This is a genomic window from Rhodococcus sp. NPDC058505, from assembly GCF_042720095.1.
Lineage (GTDB): Bacteria > Actinomycetota > Actinomycetes > Mycobacteriales > Mycobacteriaceae > Rhodococcus_G.
This window is the reverse complement of sequence record NZ_JBHXNB010000007.1, coordinates 137,906-154,254: the sequence shown is the minus strand read 5'-3', so window position 1 is coordinate 154,254 and position 16,349 is coordinate 137,906. Positions and strand designations below refer to the sequence as shown.

At 70.7% G+C, this 16,349-nt stretch carries 13 protein-coding genes; 10 read left to right on the top strand and 3 right to left on the bottom strand.

Annotated elements, in window-relative coordinates:
• Window positions 1-133: 133 nt before the first annotated feature.
• From ACFWPA_RS08310 to ACFWPA_RS08290, 5 genes are all read left to right on the top strand, one after another.
• Entirely contained in the window at window positions 134-1,360 is a 1,227-nt protein-coding gene (locus ACFWPA_RS08310; RefSeq protein WP_378506743.1) for a sensor histidine kinase, read from the top strand.
• A 9-nt stretch (window positions 1,361-1,369) separates the two neighbouring features.
• Window positions 1,370-2,032, top strand: coding sequence for a response regulator (locus tag ACFWPA_RS08305; RefSeq protein ID WP_378506557.1), 663 nt, complete (start codon window positions 1,370-1,372; stop codon window positions 2,030-2,032).
• Window positions 2,033-2,109: 77 nt separating this feature from the next.
• Window positions 2,110-3,141 carry an ATP-dependent 6-phosphofructokinase gene (locus ACFWPA_RS08300; RefSeq protein ID WP_378506558.1) on the top strand — a complete coding sequence of 344 codons (1,032 nt, stop codon included), beginning with the start codon at window positions 2,110-2,112 and terminating at the stop codon, window positions 3,139-3,141.
• Between the two features lie 90 nt (window positions 3,142-3,231).
• Window positions 3,232-4,740, top strand: a complete 1,509-nt coding sequence (gene gatB, locus ACFWPA_RS08295) for an Asp-tRNA(Asn)/Glu-tRNA(Gln) amidotransferase subunit GatB (protein WP_378569969.1) — start codon at window positions 3,232-3,234, stop codon at window positions 4,738-4,740.
• A gap of 65 nt (window positions 4,741-4,805) precedes the next feature.
• On the top strand, window positions 4,806-6,005 hold the full coding sequence (locus tag ACFWPA_RS08290; protein WP_378506560.1) for a cation:proton antiporter: 1,200 nt from the start codon (window positions 4,806-4,808) through the stop codon (window positions 6,003-6,005).
• 20 nt (window positions 6,006-6,025) lie between these two features.
• Here the strand turns inward: ACFWPA_RS08290 and ACFWPA_RS08285 are convergent, their stop codons facing one another.
• On the bottom strand, window positions 6,026-7,165 hold the full coding sequence (locus ACFWPA_RS08285) for a PQQ-dependent sugar dehydrogenase (protein WP_378506561.1): 1,140 nt from the start codon (window positions 7,163-7,165) through the stop codon (window positions 6,026-6,028).
• 77 nt (window positions 7,166-7,242) lie between these two features.
• On the opposite strand from ACFWPA_RS08285, the gene ACFWPA_RS08280 reads away from it, so the two are divergent.
• Window positions 7,243-8,046 carry a DoxX family protein gene (locus ACFWPA_RS08280; RefSeq protein ID WP_378506562.1) on the top strand — a complete coding sequence of 268 codons (804 nt, stop codon included), beginning with the start codon at window positions 7,243-7,245 and terminating at the stop codon, window positions 8,044-8,046.
• 72 nt (window positions 8,047-8,118) lie between these two features.
• Here ACFWPA_RS08280 and ilvD read toward each other — a convergent pair whose 3' ends face one another.
• Together ilvD and ACFWPA_RS08270 are read right to left on the bottom strand one after the other, a co-directional pair.
• Complete coding sequence (gene ilvD, locus ACFWPA_RS08275) at window positions 8,119-9,960, bottom strand: dihydroxy-acid dehydratase (protein WP_378506563.1); 1,842 nt, start codon at window positions 9,958-9,960, stop codon at window positions 8,119-8,121.
• A gap of 88 nt (window positions 9,961-10,048) precedes the next feature.
• Window positions 10,049-10,570 (bottom strand): PH domain-containing protein, encoded by a 522-nt coding sequence (locus ACFWPA_RS08270; RefSeq protein ID WP_378506564.1) that lies wholly within the window; start codon window positions 10,568-10,570, stop codon window positions 10,049-10,051.
• A gap of 286 nt (window positions 10,571-10,856) precedes the next feature.
• Here ACFWPA_RS08270 and ACFWPA_RS08265 point away from each other — a divergent pair, with 286 nt between their 5' ends.
• From ACFWPA_RS08265 to serA, 4 genes are all read left to right on the top strand, one after another.
• On the top strand, window positions 10,857-12,797 hold the full coding sequence (locus ACFWPA_RS08265) for an acetolactate synthase large subunit (protein ID WP_378506565.1): 1,941 nt from the start codon (window positions 10,857-10,859) through the stop codon (window positions 12,795-12,797).
• Complete coding sequence (gene ilvN, locus ACFWPA_RS08260) at window positions 12,794-13,297, top strand: acetolactate synthase small subunit (protein WP_378506566.1); 504 nt, start codon at window positions 12,794-12,796, stop codon at window positions 13,295-13,297. The genes ACFWPA_RS08265 and ilvN overlap by 4 nt, the downstream gene beginning before the upstream one ends.
• Before the next feature lie 63 nt (window positions 13,298-13,360).
• Window positions 13,361-14,362 carry a ketol-acid reductoisomerase gene (gene ilvC / locus ACFWPA_RS08255; protein ID WP_378506744.1) on the top strand — a complete coding sequence of 334 codons (1,002 nt, stop codon included), beginning with the start codon at window positions 13,361-13,363 and terminating at the stop codon, window positions 14,360-14,362.
• A gap of 331 nt (window positions 14,363-14,693) precedes the next feature.
• On the top strand, window positions 14,694-16,286 hold the full coding sequence (gene serA, locus ACFWPA_RS08250; RefSeq protein WP_378506567.1) for a phosphoglycerate dehydrogenase: 1,593 nt from the start codon (window positions 14,694-14,696) through the stop codon (window positions 16,284-16,286).
• Window positions 16,287-16,349 lie beyond the last annotated feature (63 nt).

Genomic DNA, 16,349 nt, shown 5'->3' with positions numbered 1-16,349 from the left:
GTCGGTGGCACCCGCGGTACGGCCGACCGCGGGGTTCGATACCCCGGTACTGGGGCGATCTCCCCCCGTGGTGTGAGGACAATCCGGCCCGGCCTTCCTAGTGTTCTCGGGTGTGGGTAGAACGAAACGAGCATTGGACGCGGCCGCACGGGACGCCGCAGCGACGGCGGGCCCCCGGCTCGCCAGGCTGAACCGATCCCAGCGATGGGATGTCGGTATCGCCTTCGTGACGGCGGTCCTGTTCACCATCGCGTGGCCGACACTGCAGGTGACACACCACGTCCCGGCCGGGGTGCAGCCGGTGGTCGCCGGTCTCGCCGCGCTGCCGCTGGTATTCGTGCGGGCGAACCCCGCACTGGGATGGTCGATCTCGGCGGCGGGGGCGCTGGTGATCCCGCTGGTGTACGACCGCGTCCCGGACTACGACTTCCCGTGGCAGGTCGTGCACGTGATGGTGCTGATGGCGCTGCTGCTCGCGGTGAGCATGCGTTCGCCGCTGCCGATCGTCGGGGTGGCCTGGCTCGCGACGACGCTGCTGTTCCTCGCGAACGCGCCGGGGCAGGACGGGCGCGGCTGGGCGGTCGGGCTGACCGCCCTCGTCGTGTTCGGTCTGCTGATCCGGTGGCTGGTCCTCTCCCGCAGGCAGCTCGCCCTGCAGGAGGAGGAGACGGAGGTGGAGCGCGCCCGCCGCGCGGTGCTCGAGGAACGCGCCAGGATCGCGCGGGACCTGCACGACGTCGTGGCCCACCACATGTCGCTGGTGGTGGTGCAGGCGCAGAGCGCACCGTACCGGCTGGCCGACCTGTCCGATGAGACGCGGGCCGAGTTCGACTCGATCGGGGCCACCGCCCGGGACGCGCTCAACGAGATCCGCGGCATGCTGGGGGTGCTCCGCAGCGACGGCCACACCCCCGACAGCGCCCCGGTGCCCGGCATAGACCGGATCGACGACCTGATCGACGGCAGCCGGCGCGCGGGCATGACGGTGACCGTCGAGCGGGGGCCGCTGCCCGCCCTCCCCGAGACGTGCGGTCTCGCGGTGTACCGGATCCTGCAGGAGTCACTCGCGAACGCGGCACGGCATGCCCCGGGTGCCGCCGTCCAGGTCGGCCTCACCGGGGATGCCACGACGACCGAACTCGTGGTGACGAACGGCGCTGCCGCGCAGGAGGTGTCACAGGCGGGCAGCGGCGGCGGGCACGGCATCGTCGGGATGCGGGATCGGGCCCTGTCCGTCGGCGGCACCCTGACCGCCCATCCCGTCGCCGGGGGCGGCTTCGAGGTGCGGGCCCGGATCCCGTCGTTTGTGGGTGGCCTGGTGCCCGGTCCACAGTTCGGTCCGGTCGCCGGGCACCCCTAGGCTGGCCGGGTGGCGATCACGGTCTTCATTGCGGACGATCAGGCGATGGTGCGGCAGGGCTTCGGGGCGCTGCTCGCCGCGCAACCGGACATCAGCGTCGTCGGGGACGCCCCGAACGGCAAGGTCGCGGTCGAGGAGGTGCTCCGGCTGCGGCCCGACGTGGTGCTGATGGACGTCCGGATGCCGGAGCTCAACGGTCTCGAGGCGGCCGAGCGGATCCTCGCCGCGTCGGTGCAGCCGCCGGTCCGGGTGCTGATGCTGACCACCTTCGACATCGACGACTACGTGTACGAGGCGCTGCGGGTCGGGGCCAGCGGCTTCATGCTCAAGGACGCCCCCGCCGACGAGTTGATCCGTGCGGTCCGCGTCGTCGCGGACGGCGAGGCGCTGCTCGCCCCGTCGGTCACCCGGCGGTTGATCGCGGACGTCGCGGCCCGGCGGGTGGCACGCAGGACCGAGCCGGCGCAGCTCGCGACGCTGACACCCCGCGAACGGGAGGTGCTCGAACTGATCGCGCGGGGCCTGTCCAACACCGAGATCGCCGAGTCCCTGTTCGTTGCCGAGCAGACCGTCAAGACCCATGTCGGGAAGGTGCTCGCGAAGCTGCACCTGCGGGACCGCGCCCAGGCGGTGGTCCTCGCGTACGAGACGGGTGTCGTCACCCCCGGCTGATCCCGTGGCCGGGATGACGCCGCCGTCCGGCGGGGGCAGGATGGGGCACGGACGACGCGCGCGGACAGGGGTGCCCGATGACCACGGTCGGAATTCTCACCAGCGGGGGCGACTGCCCCGGATTGAACGCGGTCATTCGCGGCGCGGTCCTCAAGGGCACCACCGTGTACGGCCAGCGGTTCGTCGGATTTCTGGACGGCTGGCGGGGTCTGGTTGAGGGCACCATGATCGACCTCGACCGGCCGACCGTTCGCGGCCTGTCACACGAGGGCGGCACCATCCTGGGCACCAGCCGATTCGGCCCCTATCAGGGCCCCGGTGGGGGCGCGCACGCGATCGCGGGCACGATGGAGCGGCTCGGCGTCGACGCGGTGATCGCCATCGGCGGCGAGGGCACCGCCGCCGCGTCGCAACGCCTCTACGACGAGGGCATCAAGATCGTCGGCGTCCCGAAGACCATCGACAACGACCTCGACGCGACGGACTACACGTTCGGTTTCGACACCGCCGTCGAGATCGCGACCGAGGCGATCGACCGCCTGCGGACCACCGGCAACTCGCACAAACGGTGCATGGTGCTCGAGGTGATGGGTCGCGGCGCAGGCTGGATCGCTTTGCACTCCGGGACCGCGGGCGGCGCCCACGCCATCCTGATCCCCGAACATCCGGAGAGCATCGAACAGATCTGCACCTGGGTGACCAGCGTCCGGGACCGCGGCCGCGCCCCGATGGTTGTCGTCGCCGAGGGTTTCACCCTCCCGGACATGACCGAGGCGCACTCGACGAAGGGCCGCGACGGGTTCGACCGGCCCCGGCTCGGCGGCATCGCCGAGGTCCTCGCGCCGATGATCGAGGAACGGACCGGCATCGAGACCCGCGCCACCGTGCTCGGCTACATCCAGCGCGGCGGCGTCCCCACCGCGTTCGACCGGGTCCTCGCGACGCGGCTCGGGATGGCCGTCACCGACCTGGTTGCCCGGCAGGAGTGGGGAAAGATGGTCGCGCTGCACGGCACCGACATCGCGGCGGTGCACTTCGACGAGGCGCTCGCCGACCACAAGAGTGTCCCGCTCGGCCGGTATCAGGAGATGCGGGTCATCTTCGGCTGAGCGGGCGCGGGTCGAGTCGGGCGCGGGTCGTCCCCGGCGGAGCCGGATGCGGGTCGTAACGGCGTGGCGGGGGCGAATAAACTCGGGGCCATGACTGCCGCCATGTCCGATGACCTGCTCGCCTACGACGACGTGCTCGCGACGTTCGAGCCCGTGATGGGCATGGAGGTGCACGTCGAACTGCACACCGCAACCAAGATGTTCTGCGGCTGCCCGACCACCTTCGGCGCAGAGCCGAACACCCAGGTGTGCCCGGTGTGCCTCGGCCTGCCCGGGTCGATGCCGGTGGTGAACGCGGCCGCGGTCGAGTCCGCGATCCGGATCGGGCTCGCGTTGAACTGCTCGATCACCCCGTGGGGCCGGTTCGCGCGGAAGAACTACTTCTACCCGGATCAGCCGAAGAACTACCAGATCTCGCAGTACGACGAGCCGATCGCCACCGACGGCTACCTCGACGTGGTCCTCGACGACGGCAGCACCTGGCGGGTCGATATCGAGCGCGCGCACATGGAGGAGGACACCGGCAAGTCGCTGCACGTCGGCGGCGCGACCGGACGCATCCACGGCGCGAGCCACTCGCTGCTCGACTACAACCGGGCAGGCGTGCCGCTCGTCGAGATCGTCACCAAGCCGATCACCGGCGCCGGGGAACGCGCCCCGGAGGTCGCCCGCGCCTACGTCACCGCGCTGCGGGATCTGCTCAAGGCCCTCGACGTCTCCGACGTCCGGATGGACCAGGGGTCGATGCGCTGCGACGCGAACATCTCGCTGATGCCGATCGGCGCGCCGGAGTTCGGCACCCGCACCGAGACCAAGAACGTCAACTCGCTCAAGTCCGTCGAGGTGGCGGTCCGCTACGAGATGCGCCGCCAGGCAGCGGTTCTCGTCGCGGGCGGCGAGGTGATCCAGGAGACCCGGCACTTCCAGGAGGCGGACGGCACCACCTCCGCGGGCCGCCGCAAGGAGACCGCCGAGGACTACCGCTACTTCCCGGAGCCGGACCTCGAGCCGGTCGCCCCCGACGCCGCGTGGGTCGAGGAACTGCGCGGCACGCTGCCGGAGCTGCCGTGGCTGCGGCGCGCCCGCATCCAGGCCGAGTGGGGGGTCTCCGACGAGGAGATGCGCGACCTCGTCAACGCGGGCGCCCTTGACCTGGTCATCGCGACCACCGAGGCGGGTGCACCGGCATCGGAGGCGCGGTCGTGGTGGGTCGCGTACCTGTCGCAGCAGGCCAACTCCCGCGGCGTCGAGCTGGGTGCGCTCGCGATCACCCCGGCGCAGGTCGCGACCGTCATCGCGCTCGTCGCCGACGGCAAGCTGACGAATAAGCTGGCCCGCCAGGTCATCGACGGGGTGCTCGATGGCGAGGGCGAACCGGAGCAGGTTGTCGCCGCCCGCGGACTCGAGGTGGTCCGGGACGACTCGGCGTTGCAGGCCGCCGTCGACGAGGCGCTCGCCGCGAACCCCGACATCGCCGAGAAGATCCGCAGCGGCAAGGTCGCTGCCGCGGGCAAGATCGTCGGTGACGTCATGAAGGCCACCCGCGGACAGGCCGACCCGGCGCGGGTCAAGGAACTCGTCATCGCCGCCTGCTCCTGAACCGAATCCGCCGCACCGCGGCGCGCTGACCGGAAACCGGGGGCGCTGGCCCGATAATCGGGTCCATGCCCTCGGTATCGGCCTCGCTGTTCTGGATAGCCCTGTGCGCGGTGATCGCGCCGCTGCTCGCCGGTCTGGTGCCGCGGAAGCTGGTGCCCGAGGTGGTGCTGCTGCTGATCGCGGGCATCATCATCGGGCCGCACGTGCTCGACCTCGCTGCGGCGGGGCCGGAGATCGGTCTGCTGCGTGAACTGGGTCTGGGGATGCTGTTCCTGCTCGCCGGGTTCGAGATCGACACCGACGAGTTGACCGGGCGCGGCGGCCGCCGCGCGCTGGTCACCTGGCTGGTGTGCCTGGTGTTGGCGTTCACCGTGATCGGGATTCTCGGGGCGACCGGCGCGATCGACGCGGAGGTCGCCGTCGCGATCGCGCTCACCTCGACGGCGCTGGGCACGCTGCTGCCGATCCTCAAGGACAGCGGGGTCATCGCCACCCCGCTCGGCCGGACCGTCCTCAACCACGGCGCGGTCGGCGAGCTGGGGCCGGTGGTCGCGATGGCGGTGCTGCTCGGGTCGCGCGGGACGATCGGATCGGTGATCGTGCTCGGCCTGTTCACGGCCGCCGCGGTCGCGGTCGCGTTCATCCCGGCCGCGGTGCGCCGCGAGGGGTCGAAGGTGCTTTCGATCATCCGGCTCGGCTCCGAGACCACCGCGCAGACGACGGTGCGCCTGACGATCCTGCTGCTCGTCTCGCTCGGCGCGCTGGCCGCGCTCTTCGACGTGGACGGCATCCTCGCCGCGTTCGCGGCCGGGTTCATCCTGCGCCGGGCCTTCCCGCGCGGGGACGAGAAGCTCGAGGCCAAGCTCGACGGGTTGGCGTTCGGGCTGCTGATCCCGATCTTCTTCGTGACCTCGGGCATGGCCATCGACGTGTCCGCCGTCGCCGCGAATCCCGGTGTCCTGGTGGTCTTCTTCGTCCTGATCCTGCTGGTGCGGGGGGTGCCGGTGTTCGTGGCCGAACGCTTCGACCGCGGCCCCGACGGGACGGCGACGCCCCCGCAGGTGCTGGCGCGGGCCCGGGTCGGGCTGTACGCCGCGACCGGCCTGCCGCTGATCGTCGCGGTGACTCAGGTCGCGGTCGACGCCGGGCAGATGACCACCGCGAATGCGTCAATCCTGGTCGCGGCGGGCGCGATCACGGTGCTGCTGCTGCCGACCGCGGCGTCGCTGCTGGACCGGCGGCCTGCCCCGACACCCGCAGGCTGACCGCCGCCGCGGCGTGGCGATCAGTCGAAGCCGCCGCCGCCCTGGGGTGCGGGGATTCGGACCACCCGGTCGTCGTTCGGCCCAGGAGCCTCGCCGCCGGACCTGTTGACGGTCGATACCCAGACCTCGCTGTTCGCGCCGAGCGCGGCACCGCCGAGCCGGCCGTACTTCTCCTGCGCGATCAGCGACGGCGCGGCCTGCGCGGCACCGGTCCGTCCGTCGATCGGGAGCACAGCGAGGGCCTTGCCGTCGCCGAGCGCCACCGCGACCCCGCCGTCGACGGCGGTGCAGCCTGCGACACCGGGCCGGTCCGGCCACGTCCACACCGGCGTTCCGGTCGCGCCGTCCGCCGCAACGCGCTGCAGCCGATCCTCGAGGACGGTCCGGTCGGTGACCCACACGCCACCGCCGAGGGGATTGACGCACACGTCTCCTGCCGTGCCGATCCCGGAGAGCAGCACCTGCGGCGCCGGATGGTCCTGCGCAGGGGTGAGCCCGGTGACCCGGAGCAGCTTCCCGGCGAGCGAGGCGGGGTCCGTTGCGGCCGCGGGGTTTCCGGCGTTGCCGGTGAGGACCGCGAGTTCGCTCGGCCCGGTGAAGACGAGGGCGCCCGCGTTGCCACGTGCGCCGCGCGGGATGCCGGTCAGGACGTCCTTCGGGGTGTCACCGGGGGCGACTCGCACCACCCGGTTGTCGCCCGCCGTGGTGATGTAGGCGTACAGGAGGTTGTCCTCGGCGTAGGTGGGGGACAGGGCGATGTCGAGCAGGCCGCCGTCGCCGGAGCCGTCGACGGCGACCCGCGCCACCTCCTGGACCGGCGCGCCGGGCGCGACCCGCAGGATCCGTCCGGTCCGGCGCTCGGTGACCAGGGCGGACTGGCCGCCGGGCAGCATCGTGACCGAGGCGGTGGTGTCCAGGCAGGTGGCGATGACCGCGGGGTCGGGATCGACGCACGGCGCGGGCTCCGTTGTCGTCTCGCCGGGGGTCGTGGTCGGCGGCGGTGTGCCGGGCGACCGGGGTTCGACGTCGCCCGCGGAGAACGTCGGCACCGGAGTGAACGGGGTCGATGCGCTGTCGTCGAAGCGTGCGCAGCCGGTGAGGGCAACCGCGGCGAGCGTGGACAGCGCCGCGGTGCGGTACGCCGCACGAGAGATCGCCATACCTGGCACGGTACGACAACGGTCCGCCCGCGCGCCGAACCGGTCGGCGGTGACCCACCCGTTCTACGCTGGATTTCGTGACCGACAACCCGCGACAGCACAAGGACAGTGACGGCTTCGGGCCCGCGGCGGCGAGCCCGTTCGACCAGCCGACGGAACGGTTCCCCACGAGCGATGACGACCTCGGGTTGATGCCGACCGAACAGATCCCCTCGTACGGGGGCGGCGACCACCCCGACCCGGCGCCGCCGCACCCGACCGAGGAGTTGCGGACGGCGGACTCCTACGACCGCGAGCTTGCCGCGGCACTGGCCGCGCCCGTAGCGGCGCCGGAGGCGGTGCCCCCGGCGGCGGCGCAACGGACCCCGCGCGGCACCCTCGACCTGGGCCTCCTCGTGCTGCGGGTCGCGGTCGGTGCGGTTGCCCTTGCGCACGGTCTGCAGAAGCTGTTCGGGATCTGGGGTGGCCCGGGACTCGACGGCTTCGAGGCCTTCCTCGTCGAGTCGGGCTTCGAGCAGGCGCGGTGGCTGGCCCTGGCCGGGGCGATCGGTGAGGTGGCCGCCGGGGCGCTGCTGATCCTCGGGCTGTTCACCCCGCTCGCCGCGGCCGGTCTGCTCGCCGTCCTGATCAACGCCTGGTGTGTCACCCAGGCGGCGGAACCGGGCCTGCAGTGGTTCGCCCCGGACGGGCCCGAACTCGAACTGCTGCTGACGGCGATGCTGGTCGCGATCGTGCTCACCGGCCCGGGCCGCATCTCCGTCGACGGCCGCCGCAAGTGGGCGACCAGACCGCACGTCGGGTCCTTCGTGGTGCTGCTGCTCGGCGTCGCGGGCGGGGTGTGCCTGTGGATTTTCCTCAACGGGGCGAACCCCCTGTCCTGACACCCGAACGGGTGAGGGGCACCTTGGACCGGTCGGACCGGTCGAAGGTGCCCCTCACCCGAGGCGGTGTGGCTACGGGACCTGCCGGACCGCACCCTTGTCGGCGGAGGTCGCGAGCGCGGCGTACGCGCGCAGAGCGGTCGTGACGGTGCGCTGCCGGTCGACGGGCTGCCACGGTCGCTCGCGGGCCTCCATCTTGGCGCGCCGCTCGGCGAGGACCGCATCGTCGACGAGCACCTCGAGGGCGCGGGTGGTGACGTCGATGCGGATCTGGTCGCCGTTCTCCACCAGCCCGATGACGCCGCCCGCCGCCGCCTCGGGCGAGATGTGCCCGATCGACAGGCCCGAGGTGCCGCCGGAGAAGCGGCCGTCGGTGACGAGCGCGCACACCTTGCCGAGGCCCGCGCCCTTGAGGAATGCGGTGGGGTGCAGCATCTCCTGCATCCCGGGGCCGCCCTTCGGGCCCTCGTAGCGCACCACGATCACGTCGCCCGGCTTGATCTGCTTCTGCAGGATCACCGAGACCGCCTCCTCCTGCGACTCGACGACGACCGCCGGGCCCTGGAAGGAGAACAGGTCCTCGTCGATTCCCGCGGTCTTGAGGATCGCGCCGTCGACGGCGATGTTGCCGCGCAGCACGCACAGGCCGCCCTCGACGGTGTACGCGTGCTCGAGGTCGCGGATGCAGCCACCCGCGGCGTCCGTGTCCAGTGCGCTCCACCGGTTCGCCGTGGAGAACGGCTCGGTGGTGCGGACTCCGCCCGGCGCGGCGTGGAAGAGTTCGATGGCCTCGTCGGACGCCTTGCCGGAGCGGATGTCCCAGGTGTCGAGCCACTCGTCGAAGCTCGCGGTGTGCACCGTGGACACGTCGGTATGCAGCAGTCCGGCGCGGCGCAGTTCGCCGAGGATCGCGGGAATTCCGCCCGCCCGGTGCACGTCTTCCATGTGGTAGTCGGAATTCGGGGAGACCTTCGACAGGCACGGCACCCGACGGCTGATCGCGTCGATGGTGGTCAGGTCGAAGTCGACCTCGCCCTCCTGCGCGGCGGCGAGGGTGTGCAGCACCGTGTTGGTGGAGCCGCCCATCGCGACGTCGAGCGCCATCGCGTTCTCGAACGCCTTGGGGGAGGCGATATTCCGGGGAAGCACCGACTCGTCCTCGTCGCGGTAGTACCGCAGCGCGGCCTCGACGACGGTGGTGCCCGCGCGGGAGAACAGCGCGCGCCGCGCCTCGTGGGTGGCCAGCGTCGACCCGTTGCCGGGCAGCGACAGCCCGAGCGCCTCGGTGAGGCAGTTCATCGAGTTCGCGGTGAACATCCCCGAGCAGGACCCGCAGGTCGGGCAGGCGCTGCGCTCGACCTCGTCGAGCCCGTCGTCGGTGACGGCGTCGTTCGCGGAGGCGGAGATGGCGGTGATCAGGTCGGTGGGGGCTTGCGCGACACCGCCGACGACGACCGCCTTGCCCGCCTCCATCGGTCCGCCGGAGACGAACACCGTCGGGATGTTCAGGCGCATCGCGGCGTTGAGCATGCCGGGGGTGATCTTGTCGCAGTTGGAGATGCACACCAGCGCGTCGGCGGTGTGCGCGTTCACCATGTATTCGACGGAGTCGGCGATGATCTCGCGGCTCGGCAGCGAGTACAGCATGCCGCCGTGGCCCATCGCGATGCCGTCGTCGACGGCGATGGTGTGGAACTCGCGCGGCACGCCGCCCGCGGCGCGGACCGCCTCGGCGACGATGTCGCCCACGTTCTTCAGGTGCACGTGACCCGGGACGAACTGCGTGTAGGAGTTCGCGATCGCGACGATCGGCTTGCCGAAGTCGGAGTCCGTCATGCCGGTGGCGCGCCACAGCGAGCGGGCTCCGGCAGCATTGCGTCCGACGGTGGTGGTGCGTGACCTCAGCGGGGGCATGGGCGTCCTTCGCTCATCGGGGCGCGCACCGGTCCGGTGGGCTGGGGCCGGAGAACGCGCCGGGTATCCCCCCAACGGTACGCGCGGGTCAGTGGGCGTCGGGAGCCGACTCCGCCTCGTTGCCAGTCGACTCCGCCTGCTCGGCGTGCTCCCGGTCGTGGCGTTCGCGTTCGATCCGGTCGGCGACGGCGTACGGGTCGGTGACGCGGCCGCCGCTTGCCTCGGCGATCAGCGGCAGGCGGCCGAAGGTGACGACCGGCAGCGACTTCTCGGTGCCGTCGGTCAGTTCGGCACGCGCCCAGCCGCCGCGCTTGGGGAACCGGAATCCCTTGATCTCGTCCCAGGAGATGACCTCGCTGCTGAACACCCGGCGGACGTGCAGCCCGCTGGCGTCGACGACGGTCCGGACCCGCAGCATCCAGTAGGCGACGCCGACCGGGACGAGCCAGAGGACCGACACCCACGGCGGGCTGGCGAAGATCACGAAGCTCAGGCCGAAGGCGAGCAGCAGGACGCCGAGCAGTCCGAGGCTCGAGATCTGAATGGAGTGGCGGACCGGTTCTGCGGTGGGGGCGGGTCCGCGGGTGTGGGAGGATGGGGACGGTGGCACGGGCTGCGATGGGGACGACACCACACCATTCTCGCATTCGCAGCTGGCGCTCTCACATTCTGGGACAGCATGCTCAAAAAAGTTGACTGTTCACCCTTGACGCGCCTACCTTCTATCGCGTGAAGCAGAATGAGTTGCTCGTAATCGGCCGGCGCGTCGTCGCCTGAGTCGATACTTCCGTCAACTCGCACAGCACGACGCGCCACCCTCGTACAGCAGACAATGCTGACGGGGGTTTTTTGTTGCCCGGAATCAGCTCGAACCGTCAACACCAGAGGAATCACCAGTGAGCGCACCAACCGCACGGCCGCAGCCAACGCCGCGCAAGGCCGGGGCTCAGCCCGGACCGACGACGGCAGCCCCCCAGCCCGGCAACCGACGCCAGGTCGCACCCGAGCGGGTCACCGGCGCCCAGTCCGTGGTCCGGGCACTCGAGGAGCTCGAGGTGGACACCGTGTTCGGCATTCCCGGCGGCGCGGTCCTCCCGGTTTACGACCCGCTGTTCGACTCGCAGAAGGTGCGGCACGTCCTGGTCCGGCACGAGCAGGGCGCCGGCCACGCCGCGACCGGGTACGCCCAGGCCACCGGCAAGGTCGGTGTCTGCATGGCCACCTCCGGCCCCGGCGCGACGAACCTGGTGACCCCGCTCGCCGACGCGCAGATGGATTCGGTTCCCGTCGTCGCGATCACCGGGCAGGTCGCGCGCAGCCTGATCGGCACCGACGGCTTCCAGGAGGCCGACATCTCCGGCATCACGATGCCGATCACCAAGCACAACTTCCTCATCACCGATCCGATCGACATCCCGCGGATCATCGCCGAGGCGTTCTACCTGGCGTCCTCCGGTCGGCCGGGCGCGGTCCTCGTCGACATCCCGAAGGACATCTTGCAGTCGCAGACCACCTTCTCCTGGCCGCCCGAGATGCGGCTGCCCGGCTACCGTCCGGTGTCCAAGCCGCACGGCAAGCAGGTGCGGGAGGCGGCCCGCCTGATCGCCGAGTCGGCGTCGCCGGTCCTCTACGTCGGTGGCGGCGTCATCAAGGCCGAGGCGTCCGCGGAGCTGCTCGAGCTCGCCGAGCTCACCGGGATCCCGGTCGTGACCACCCTGATGGCCCGCGGCGCGTTCCCCGACAGCCACCGGTTGCACTGCGGCATGCCCGGCATGCACGGCGCCGTCGCCGCCGTCGCCGCGCTGCAGCGCTCGGATCTGCTGATCACCCTCGGCGCGCGGTTCGACGACCGGGTCACCGGTCAGCTCGACTCGTTCGCCCCCGACGCGAAGGTCATCCACGCGGACATCGACCCCGCCGAGATCGGCAAGAACCGGTACGCGGACGTGCCGATCGTCGGCGACTGCAAGGAGGTCATCGTCGAGCTGATCGAGGCGATCCGCGCCGACCTGGCCACCGGAACCACCTTCGACCTCGGCGCGTGGTGGGAGTACCTGGACGGCCTGCGCACCACCTACCCGCTGGCGTACGGCAAGCCGTCCGACGGTGCGCTCTCGCCCGAGTTCGTGATCGAGGCGGTCGGCAGGCTCGCCGGTCCCGACGCCGTCTACTGCGCGGGCGTCGGCCAGCATCAGATGTGGGCCGCCCAGTTCGTCAAGTACGAGAAGCCGCGCACCTGGCTCAACTCCGGCGGCCTCGGCACCATGGGGTACGCGGTCCCGGCCGCGATGGGCGCCAAGATGGGCGCCCCGGAGAAGGAAGTGTGGGCCATCGACGGCGACGGCTGCTTCCAGATGACCAACCAGGAGCTCGCGACCTGTGCGGTCGAGGGCGTGCCGATCAAGGTTGCCCTGATCAACAACGGCAACCTCGGCATGGTCCGGCAGTGGCAGACCCTCTTCTACGAGGAGCGGTACTCGAACACGAACCTGGGCACCCACGGCGCGGTCCGCATCCCCGACTTCGTCAAGCTCGGTGAGGCGCTGGGCTGCCACGCCATCCGGGTCGAGCGGGAGGAGGACGTCGAGGCGGCGATCCGCGAGGCGCAGTCGATCAACGACAAGCCGGTCGTGATCGACTTCATCGTCGGTGCCGACGCCCAGGTGTGGCCGATGGTCGCGGCGGGCACCAGCAACGACGAGATCCAGGCGGCGCGGGGCATCCGTCCGCTGTTCGATGACGACGAGTCGGTGGCCGAGCCGACCGTCATTCACCAGGCGATGGAACGCGAGCAGCGTTCGGCCGCGTCCGCTGCAGCGGGAGAGGAAGACAAGTGAGCACCAGCCACACCCTGAGCGTTCTCGTCGAGGACAAGCCGGGCGTGCTGGCCCGGGTGGCCGCACTCTTCTCCCGGCGTGGATTCAACATCGAGTCCCTCGCCGTCGGCGGCACCGAACTGCCCGACATCTCGCGGATGACGATCGTCGTCACCGTCGACGAGTTCCCGCTCGAGCAGGTGACGAAGCAGCTCAACAAGCTCGTCAACGTCATCAAGATCGTCGAGCAGGAGGGGGAGGCGTCCGTCGCGCGCGAGCTGGTGCTCATCAAGGTGCGCGCCGACGCCAGCGTCCGCACCCAGGTCATCGAGGCGGTGAACCTGTTCCGCGCCAAGGTGATCGACGTCTCGCCGGAGTCGCTCACGGTCGAGGCGACCGGTACCCGGTCCAAGCTCGACGCGCTGCTCCGGATGCTCGACCCGTACGGCATCCGCGAGATCGTGCAGTCGGGTGTCGTCGCGGTCGGACGTGGCCCGAAGTCGATCACGGCCACCCGCTAGCTAAGTTCTACTCATTCCCGCAAGGCTGTATCCAGAGGAGAGGTAATACCAGTGGCAGTCGAGATGTTCTACGACGATGACGCCGACCTGTCGATCATCCAGGGCCGCAAGGTCGCGGTGATCGGTTATGGCAGCCAGGGCCACGCGCACTCGTTGAGCCTGCGCGACTCCGGGGTCGATGTCCGCATCGGTCTCAAGGAGGGCTCCAAGTCCCGCGCGAAGGCCGAGGAGCAGGGCCTGACCGTCGGCACCCCGGCCGAGGTCGCCGAGTGGGCCGACGTCATCATGCTGCTCGCGCCCGACACCGCGCAGGCGTCGATCTACACGAACGACATCGAGCCGAACCTCAAGGACGGCGACGCGCTGTTCTTCGGACACGGCCTCAACATCCACTTCGACCTGATCAAGCCCCCGGCCAACGTCACGGTCGGCATGGTCGCGCCGAAGGGCCCGGGCCACCTGGTGCGTCGTCAGTTCGCCGACGGCAAGGGCGTCCCGGCCCTGATCGCGGTCCACCAGGATCCGAAGGGCGAGGGCCAGGCCCTGGCGCTGTCCTACGCGAAGGGCATCGGCGGTACCCGCGCCGGCGTCATCAAGACGACCTTCAAGGAGGAGACCGAGACCGACCTGTTCGGTGAGCAGGCCGTCCTCTGCGGTGGCACCGAGGAGCTCGTCAAGACCGGCTTCGAGGTCATGGTCGAGGCGGGCTACGCCCCCGAGATGGCCTACTTCGAGGTGCTGCATGAGCTCAAGCTCATCGTCGACCTGATGTACGAGGGTGGCATCGCCCGGATGAACTACTCGGTGTCCGACACCGCGGAGTTCGGCGGCTACCTGTCCGGTCCGCGGGTCATCGACGCGGGCACCAAGGAGCGGATGAAGGCGATCCTCGCGGACATCCAGTCCGGCGAGTTCACCCGCCGCCTCGTCGCCAACGTCGAGAACGGCAACACCGAGCTCGAGGGCCTGCGCAAGGCGAACGCCGAGCACCCGATCGAGGTCACCGGCAAGAAGCTGCGCGACCTGATGAGCTGGGTCGATCGCCCGATCACCGAGACCGCCTGAGCGGCTTCGCCACTGTGCGTGATTTTTACCCCGATCGGGGTAAAAATCACGCACAGGCGCGGTAGCGCGGGGCCCGATGCCCTCCCGGACAGTGCACCTGTTCCGGAGGGCATCGGGCCCGTCCGCTTTCCGGGGGCGAGGCGGCCGACACGCGTACCCGGTGATGCGCGTGCGGATCGTTCCCGCGTCCACGATGTGGTACTGCCGACCCGCGGGGTGATACCGAACTGTGGGGGCAACTAAGCTGTCCGGGTCACGAACTTTGCGGGCACCGCACCGCGCCCCGGTTCGGTGACGATCCGCCCAGACACCTAACACAGGGAGTTCGCTCGTGAGCCAGAATGGCCGTCCCGTTGTCCTGATCGCCGACAAGCTCGCACAATCGACCGTCGATGCGCTCGGAGACGGTGTCGAGGTGCGCTGGGTGGACGGCCCCGACCGTCCCGCCCTGCTGGCCGCCGTGCCCGAGGCGGACGCCCTGCTCGTGCGTTCCGCGACCACCGTCGACGCCGAGGTCCTCGCCGCGGCCGCCAAGCTGAAGATCGTCGGCCGCGCCGGCGTCGGGCTGGACAATGTCGACATCCCGGCCGCGACCGGGCGCGGCGTCATGGTCGTCAACGCGCCGACCTCCAACATTCACTCGGCCGCCGAGCACGCCGTCTCGCTGCTGCTCTCGACCGCCCGTCAGATCCCGGCCGCCGACCGCACGCTGCGGGAGAAGACCTGGAAGCGCTCCAGCTTCAACGGCACCGAGATTCTCGGGAAGACCGTCGGCGTCGTCGGCCTTGGCCGCATCGGTCAGCTGTTCGCGCAGCGTCTCGCCGCGTTCGAGACCAACCTCATCGCGTACGACCCCTACCTGCCCGCGGCCCGCGCGGCGCAGCTGGGTATCGAGCTGGTCGACATCGACGAGCTGGTCGAGCGTGCCGACTTCATCTCGGTGCACCTGCCCAAGACCAAGGAGACCGCGGGCCTGATCAACGCCGAGCGCCTGGCCAAGGCCAAGGACGGCGTCATCATCGTCAACGCCGCCCGCGGTGGTCTGATCGACGAGGACGCGCTGTACGACGCGCTCGTGAACGGCAAGGTTCGCGCCGCCGGTCTCGACGTGTTCAACACCGAGCCGTGCACCGACTCCAAGCTGTTCGACCTCGACAACGTCGTCGTCACCCCGCACCTTGGCGCCTCCACCTCCGAGGCCCAGGACCGCGCGGGCACCGATGTCGCCAAGTCCGTGCTGCTGGCCCTGGCCGGCGAGTTCGTGCCGGACGCCGTCAACGTCTCCGGCGGCCCGGTCGGCGAAGAGGTCGCGCCGTGGCTCGAGCTGGTCCGCAAGCTGGGCCTGCTCGCCGGCACGCTGTCGACCGAGGCCGTCCAGAACGTCCAGGTGATCGCGAGCGGCGAGCTGTCCGCCGAGAACGTCGACATCCTCGGTCTCGCCGCGCTGCGCGGCCTGTTCTCCGCGAGCAGCGACGAGGCCGTCACGTTCGTCAACGCCCCGCAGCTCGCCGAGCAGCGCGGCGTCACCGTCGAGGTCGAGAAGCACAGCGAGGCGCAGACGCACCGCAGCGCCGTCGAGGTGCGCGCGGTCGCCGCCGACGGCACCGTCACCACCGTCGCCGGTGCGCTGACCGGCCTGCAGCAGGTCGAGAAGATCGTCGCCGTCAACGGCCGCAGCTTCGACCTGCGGGCCGAGGGCCACAACATCGTCGTGCACTACACGGATCGGCCGGGCGTGCTCGGCATCCTCGGCACCGTGCTCGGCACGGCGGGCATCGACATCCAGGCCGCTGCGCTGAGCCAGGACGCCGAGGGCGAGGGCGCCACCGTGATCCTGCGCGTCGACCGCGTCGTCGGTGACGCCGAGGTCGCGCAGATCACCTCGCAGCTCGACGCGCGTGTGGCGCAGGTCGACCTGTCCTGATCGTCCCGGTCTGACCACGTGGCCGCGACCGTTGACGAAACGGTCGCGGCCACAGTCAGATTC